Origin of the sequence: Methanobacterium bryantii, from assembly GCF_002287175.1 — an archaeon.
GTDB lineage: Archaea > Methanobacteriota > Methanobacteria > Methanobacteriales > Methanobacteriaceae > Methanobacterium_D > Methanobacterium_D bryantii.
In genome coordinates this window covers 1-4,456 of sequence record NZ_LMVM01000015.1, presented here as the reverse complement: position 1 = coordinate 4,456, position 4,456 = coordinate 1, and the positions used below count along the sequence as shown (strand labels likewise).

General features: G+C 34.4%; 1 protein-coding gene. It reads left to right on the top strand.

Annotated elements, in window-relative coordinates; genetic code table 11:
* Window positions 1-40: 40 nt before the first annotated feature.
* A partial coding sequence (locus ASJ80_RS08480; RefSeq protein WP_179288744.1) for a beta strand repeat-containing protein occupies window positions 41-4,456 on the top strand: 4,416 nt, incomplete at its 3' end.

The window sequence follows — 4,456 nt, the reverse complement described above, 5'->3', positions numbered from 1 at the left end:
TATAAAAGCTGATTCTATTGTTAAACTTCTAAACCTCACATTGATCAATGGAAAATCTACAAATGGGGGAGCCATTGTTAATGAGGGTAATTTAAGTATTGTGGATTGTATTTTTGAAAAAAACTACGCAACATCATATAATGGTGGTGGAGCTATTTGCAGTACTTCTGGAAATCTAACTGTTTTTAACAGTAAGTTCAACAACAATTCAGCACCATCAGGATATGGTGGGGCTATACGTTCAGGTTCAACATTAGTTAATATATCAAATTCCAGTTTTACAAATAATTATGCTAAGTATAGTGGAGCTGTAGCTCTTAACAATGCAAGTATAATAAATTCTTACTTTGCGAATAATTATGCTGTAACTAATTATGGTGGTTCTATAAGTATCATTGGATCCTTGATAAACAATACAATTATTAACAGTAAGGTGAACAGTACTTCTGGTCGAGGGGGAGCTGTATACCTTTCAGGAAACAGTTATTTAAAAAATAACACAATGATTGATTGTTCTGCAGGAGTAGGTCAGTATATTTATTTAAGCGGTGCTTTCAATGCTAATATAACTTTCAATGACGTGACTATTACCACACCCACAGGTACAGTAAATGCTACAGTAACTGATGATCTGGGGCATCCAGTTTATGGTGGAACACTTTCATTCTATGCAGGTAACGAGTCACTTGGAAGTGCAAGTGTAAAAGATGGCATGGCAACAGTAACATACACTAAATTGTTGAAGAACAATGGTTTATGTAATTTAACAGGAGAATCTGCCAGTTTCACTGATTTGTCTAATATCAAAAATAGTACATTAACAGTGAACATTGACAGGACTCCTAAGGAGGTATATGTTTCAACAACAGGCAGTGATGATACTGGAGATGGGTCTGTAAGCAAGCCTTATTTGACTATATCTAAGGCTATTCACGAAGCATTTTCCACATCATACTACCCTATAGTCCATATACTGGAGGGTACTTACTCTGGAGATGGAAACACAAATATGAGCTTCACTGATATAGGTGTTTTAAATTTAATCGGTGAAACGTACAATAAAACTGTAATAGATGGTGAAAATCAGAGCGGGATATTTAACTTCGGCCAGTACACTCAGGTAATTCTCAAAAATCTGACATTTCAAAATGTTACATCTACAGGTGCTGTAAGTGCAAATAGTGATTTCAATATTGACAGTTGCATTTTCAACAACTGTGGAAGTGCAGTATCTGGCTCTGCTATAGATACAGTAAAAATTCTAAAAAACAGTGTTTTCAATAATGCATGTTCAAGTATTTCAGGCAATGATGGCAATTACGCTATAATTTCAAACTGTTCTTTCAGTAATGGCCTGTACACATCACTATGGGGTTCTTATTTAAATGTAAGCAATTGTAAATTCAGTAATAATACTGCATATCGAGATGGTGGGGCAATATATTCTCAAGGGAATCTTATAAGCACTAACAATCAGTATATCAATAATTCTGCCATTAACTCTGAAAGTAATTTTGGTAACGGTGGAGCTATATATTGTTCTGGTTCTAGTTATGTTCAGAGTGTTAACGACACTTTTATAGGAAATAAGGCGTCTAGATATGGTGGAGCTATATATGTGGGCTTTGGGGCCAATAGCGGAGCTACTTTAGTAGTAATAAATGGTACATTTACAAAAAATTCTGCAGGAACTTGTGGGGGAACCATTTATGCTTATGCTAATCCTGATTATGGTATGAAGAACATCACTCTTATAAATAATACTATGGATTTGAATAGTGCTGTAACTAACGGTAATGACATATATCTTGATGGTAGTTCTTTAATCACTGGAAGTAACCTGACTTTTGTGGGTAACGGTACAGTTAATATCAGTAAACTCGCTGGTGATTTAACTGCTACTGTAACTGATGATAATGGTAATTCTGTCAGCGGTGGATCTGTATCATTTTACTTGAACGGTGAATACATTGGCCAGGCGAATGTGATTAATGGTGTTGCTACTTTAAATTATATTGGTTTTAAAAACGGAGCTTATAATTTAACTGGTACTTCCAGTAATGCTGCTGATCCGGTTTATACTAAAAATGGTGTAGTTAAAGTTGCAATTAGTAATGAGAAAGATTCTGTTGAGTACTATGTTTCTAAATCTGGTAATGATTCTACTGGTAACGGAACTGTAAGCAATCCCTTCTTAACCATTCAAAAAGCGTTAAATACTGGTTTCGAATTAAGTCGAAATATAATCATTCACCTGTTAGAAGGAACTTATTCAGGTGCGGGAAATACTAATATAACTTTACCTGGCACTATGAACATCACAATCATTGGTGACGGTGTAAATAAGACCATTATTGATGGGGAATCCACTACAAACTGGATTTTCAATATAACACTTGGAAAGGGGTTAATAACATTAGATAGTTTATCACTTATTAATTCAAAAAGTAACACTGCAAGCCCCATAATGATCGATAATACCAGTGTAAAAATCTTAAATTCCTACTTTGGTAATAATACTGGTTTTAATGGAGGAGCAATTAATAATCAAGGTAAATTAACCATTAACAACACTACCTTCTATGGTAATAAAGCAATATCAATCTCAGCAGGTAATTATGGTGGGGGAGCTATTTTCAACACTGGTACACTAATCATTAACAGTACTTCCTTATTAAATAATGCAGCTACAACAGGGACAGGAATATTTAATGGTGGTAATTTATCCATCAGTGACTCTTTAATCGGAAACAATACGAAAAGCACATGGGCTAATATGGGTAGTGCAATTTATGGAGGTAATGTATCAGTAGTAAAATGTACCTTTACAAATAATACAGGTAGTGGAAACAATTATGATATATCTGGTACTGTATTTTTAGAAATTTATAATTCAACGTTCTATAATCTAACTATGGGTATTGGTTCGTTGGCTAAAATCTATAATTCTTTGTTCACCAATATGACTAGTACGTTATATCTTAATGGGGAAATTTATAATTCGATTTTTTGTAATATTTCTCTGATTTCTTTTACTGGAGAAATTTATAATTCAACGTTCTTTAATTCAAGTTTTAGTTGTTCGAATACTGAAATCTATAATTCATCATTTGCCAATATGAAAAATGCTATAACTGTTACCGGCGGTGATTTGATTGTTGTAGGTTCTCTGTTTGATAACAATACCTGTGCCATAAGTGGTAGTGGTAATAACGTAAATATTTCAAATTGTGTGATACTGAATCCAGTGCAGTTAACTGCCTCAAATTTAACTGCTGATTATAACTGGTGGGGTAATAACACTAAACCGGTTATAACTGGTGGAAACATTAATTACTGGCTGGTAATTACTTTAACCCCAGATAACAAACCCGGTCTTAATAGAAACATTACATTAACATTTAAATCTACAGACGGTGAAAAAATATATACTTTTGATGGTTATTTGCCAGTAAGGGATTATGTGTTCAGTGTTTCTGATGGAACTATTAGTCCTGTATCTGGTAGTTTAACTGATAATGCTGCAAATGCTGTGTTTAACGCTGGAACTTATGGTAACTATTCAGTGAACGCGACTATTGATAATCAGACTTTGACCTGTAATTTTGAATTGTATCAGGCAGATACTGCAACTACAGTTGATTTATCAAATTCCACAAGTAAACAGGGCAATAAAATAGTTATAACTGCAAATGTCAAAGATGAGAAGAGCGGTGATCCTGTAGGTGAGGGTGAAGTTGAATTCTTCATTGGAAACACATCTATTGGTAAGGCTGCGGTGCATGATGGTAAAGCCACTAAAGAATGGGTGATTGATAAGGATAGAGGTGTATATGAAATAAATGTCCAGTATCTAGGATCTGAAAGTTACCTTACATCAGACAACCATGCATTCCTAACAGTAACTTCTGTTAACACTACAACTAATGTTAATTTGTCTAATTCGTCTGTTAAGTATGGTGATAGGGTTAATGTGACTGCAGTTGTTAAGGAGACTGCCAGTGGTAATGTGGTTAATGGCGGTGTTGTTAAATTTTACAGGGGCAGCACACTAATTGGCACAGCAGATCTGGTTAATGGAATTGCAACTCTTAAAAATTGGATTGCAGATCTTACGGTCGGTCAATACAATATCACAGCACAGTATATGGGTTTAGGTGATTATTTAGCTTCACAGGCACAATCAACATTAAATGAAGTGTTCTACAACGGAACCACTTGGAATATATACAATTATTTGAACAACACTCAAATACAGTACATCCTAAATAATTGTGTAAACAACAGTAACATCGTATTTAATGGTGGACAGTACAATAACTTAACTTTGACAATTTCAAAACCAGTGAACGTTAAAAATAACGGTACTGTGACTATTGTGGGTAATGGTTCGGGTACTGTGTTTACTGTAAATGCTAATGCTACTATTCAGGGTTTGATAATTAAGAATTATAGT